The organism is Paralimibaculum aggregatum (assembly GCF_030270585.1).
Taxonomy (GTDB): domain Bacteria; phylum Pseudomonadota; class Alphaproteobacteria; order Rhodobacterales; family Rhodobacteraceae; genus Thermohalobaculum; species Thermohalobaculum aggregatum.
Window position 1 is genome coordinate 1 of the sequence record NZ_BSYI01000098.1, and the last position, 2,714, is coordinate 2,714.

A 2,714-nucleotide genomic window follows, 5' to 3' on the forward strand; every position below is an offset into this window, starting at 1 on the left:
ACCGGGGTGGCGAGGGACATCGGCAGGCTCCTTGGATTGCCGGCGAATCGTAGCGCCCGAAGCCGGCTGCGACAAGCCGCCCGCGGGCCGGGGCGAGGGCGAGGGCGAGGGCGCGCGCGCCGCCGCTCGCCGATTGCGGAGCCGGACCGGCGCCGGTATCATACAACCATGAGCGGTATCCAAGATCCCATGTCGCTGGAGGCCGACCGGCCGCCCCTCGCCAAGCTGCTGCTGGCACTGGCGGTCGGGCCGATGGTGCTGGGCCTGTCGATCCTGATCTTCGTGTTCCTGATGGAGAGCCTCAACCGCGCTTCCGACAGCGCGGCGATGGCCGGCACCATGGCGCGGGCGGGGACGGTCTTCGCCTATCTCTTCGGCTTCACCGCGACGCTGGGGCTGGCCGGGATGCTGGCGCTCCGGCTGCTCGACTGGCGCGGCCCGCTGGTCTGGACGCTGGTCGGCGCGGGGGCGGGAATCGCCGCGGGGGCGGTCTATGCGAATCTCGAGGGGTTCATGCTGGAACGCGGGCTGATGACCACCGCGGCGATGCTTGGCTGGGGCGAGTTCCTGGTGATGCGCTGGGTCGCGGGCATCCGCTGAGCGCCCGGTGCCGGCGGGGCGGCCCGGCCGCCGGGCGGCGGCCGGCGCAGCGCCCTCCGGGCCAGACGGTGCTGGCCGAACGCGCGAAAACCGGCGATAAGGACACCCACGAACTGGGGGAGGCGATCGGGCATGGCAAGTGAGAGCGGCGCACCTGTCGAGGCAGCCGGCATGGGCCCGGCGGTCGGGCTGATGCTCGATCTGCTCGACAAGGGCGGGCCGGCGATCTGGGCGATCCTCGGGCTGTCGGTGGTCGCGCTGGCGCTGATCCTGTGGAAGCTCTGGGCGCTGTTCGCGGTGGGGGCCTGGCACCGGCGCGCGGTCGAGGCGGCGGTGCTCCGCTGGCAGGCCGGCGACCATGCCGGCGGGCTCGCCGCGGCGCGCGCCGGCCGGGGCGCCTGCGCCGCGCTGGTCGCGGTGGCGATGCAGGGGCTCGCCGGCGGCGCCGCCGACCGCGAGCAGGCCGCCGCCGAGACCGCACGGGTCGCCAAGCGCATCCTCGGCGATGCGCAGACCGGCCTGCGCGGGCTCGAGCTGATCGCCACCATCGCGCCGCTGCTCGGGCTGTTCGGCACCGTGCTCGGCATGATCTCGGCGTTCCAGGCGCTCGAGACCGCGGGCGCCAGCGCCGAGGCCTCGGCCCTGGCAGGGGGCATCTGGGAGGCGCTGCTGACCACCGCCGCCGGCATGGCGGTGGCGATCCCGGTCTCTGCCGCGCTCACCTGGTACGAGAGCGTGATCGACCGGCTGCGCCTCGACATGGAGGATCTCGCCGGGCGCGTCTTCAACGCTTCGGGCGCTGTCGAGACGGCCCCGATCGGGGTCGCCGCGCAGGCCGGGCACGCCGTCGACGCCGCGGAATAGCGCGATGCAGCCCTTCGCCTTCGGCACGCCGCGACGGGCCCGCAGGCCGAGCCTCACGCCGATGATCGACGTGGTCTTCCTGCTCCTGGTCTTCTTCATGCTGGCGGCGCATTTCTCCGGCGACCGGCGCATCGCGCTGCTGCCGCCGAGCCCGGAGGAGGGGGTCTATGCCGGCGCGCCGCGCATCGTCACCGTGGCGCCGGACGGGCTGAAGCTCAACGGCGCGCCAGTGGCGCTGGAGGATCTCGCCGCGGCGCTGCGCCCGCTGCTGCCGGCGCCGGATGCGCTCGTCGTGGTGCAGAGCACCCCCGAGGCGCGGCTGCAGCAGCTCGTCGTGGTGCTCGACCATCTCGCCGCCGAGCGCCTCGGCCGGCCGGTGATCGCGGAGTGACGGCGATGGATTTCTCCGCCCCCCGGCACCGGCGCACCCGCGACGGCGCCGTGCCGATGATCAACATCGTGTTCCTGCTGCTGATCTTCTTCCTGCTCACCGCGACGCTCTCGACCAGCGCGCCGTTCCCGCTGGCGCTGCCCGAGAGCCGGGCCGAGGCGCGCGCCGAGGAGGAGGCGGTGCTGTTCGTCGCCGCCGATGGCCGCCTCGCCTGGATGGGGCATCGCGACGCCGCGGTCTATCCTGCCATCGCCGCCGCCGCTGCCGCCGGGCGCGGCCGCATCGAGATCCGCGCCGACCGCGACCTGCCGGGGCCGGAGATCGCCCGCATCCTCGCGGCGCTCGGCAGCGCCGGCATCGCCGAGGTCGGCCTCGCGGTGGGGCGGCCATGAGCCTGGCGCTGGCCAACGGCCACGGCGCGCCGGCGCCGGCGGAGATCCCGCGCCCGCCGCGGCTGGCCGGCTTCCTGCTGGCGGCGGCGCTGCTGCACGGCGCCGGGCTCGCCGCGCTGGCGCCCTGGATCTGGGACGGCACCGGCGGCGAGCCGCGCTCCGTCGCCCCGACGGTGGCCGGAGCGAGCGCCGAGATCGACGCCCTGGTCGATCTCTGGAACACCCCGCCCGAGACCGGCGAGGCGGCGGCGATGGCCGCCCCGGCCGAGGCGGCGCCGGCTCCCGACACCGCGGCGGCGGCGGCGGCCGAGGCCGGCGTCGATGCCGGCGATGCGAGCGATCTCGGCGCCGTCTCCGGCCCCGGCAAGGCGCCGCGCCGGCCGATCTTCGCCAAGCCGATCATCACCCGCACCGCGCCGCCGCCGAAGCTGGTGCTGCGCGCGCCCGAGCCGATCGGCCTCGCCGCG

Annotated in this window: 4 protein-coding genes and 1 pseudogene; all 5 read left to right on the forward strand. The window is 75.7% G+C overall.

The window, feature by feature from the left end:
• The first annotated feature begins 168 nt into the window (after positions 1-168).
• A complete protein-coding gene (locus QSJ97_RS24360) occupies positions 169-600 on the forward strand; it encodes a hypothetical protein (RefSeq protein WP_285675088.1) in 432 nt (143 codons plus the stop codon).
• Between the two features lie 132 nt (positions 601-732).
• A complete protein-coding gene (locus QSJ97_RS24365; protein WP_285675089.1) occupies positions 733-1,464 on the forward strand; it encodes a MotA/TolQ/ExbB proton channel family protein in 732 nt (243 codons plus the stop codon).
• A gap of 4 nt (positions 1,465-1,468) precedes the next feature.
• Complete coding sequence (locus QSJ97_RS24370; RefSeq protein WP_285675091.1) at positions 1,469-1,855, forward strand: ExbD/TolR family protein; 387 nt, start codon at positions 1,469-1,471, stop codon at positions 1,853-1,855.
• Positions 1,856-1,860: 5 nt separating this feature from the next.
• The gene (locus tag QSJ97_RS24375; protein ID WP_285675093.1) at positions 1,861-2,247 is read left to right on the forward strand and encodes an ExbD/TolR family protein; all 387 of its coding nucleotides are present in this window, start codon (positions 1,861-1,863) and stop codon (positions 2,245-2,247) included.
• Positions 2,244-2,714, forward strand: a pseudogene (locus QSJ97_RS24380) (hypothetical protein); the annotation flags it as partial. The gene QSJ97_RS24375 and the pseudogene QSJ97_RS24380, both read left to right, overlap by 4 nt.

Coding starts and splice junctions, on each gene's coding strand:
- QSJ97_RS24375 (WP_285675093.1), top strand. CDS start 1,861: ATGGATTTCTCCGCCCCCCGGCACCGGCGCACCCGCGACGGCGCCGTG.
- QSJ97_RS24360 (WP_285675088.1), top strand. CDS start 169: ATGAGCGGTATCCAAGATCCCATGTCGCTGGAGGCCGACCGGCCGCCC.
- QSJ97_RS24365 (WP_285675089.1), top strand. CDS start 733: ATGGCAAGTGAGAGCGGCGCACCTGTCGAGGCAGCCGGCATGGGCCCG.
- QSJ97_RS24370 (WP_285675091.1), top strand. CDS start 1,469: ATGCAGCCCTTCGCCTTCGGCACGCCGCGACGGGCCCGCAGGCCGAGC.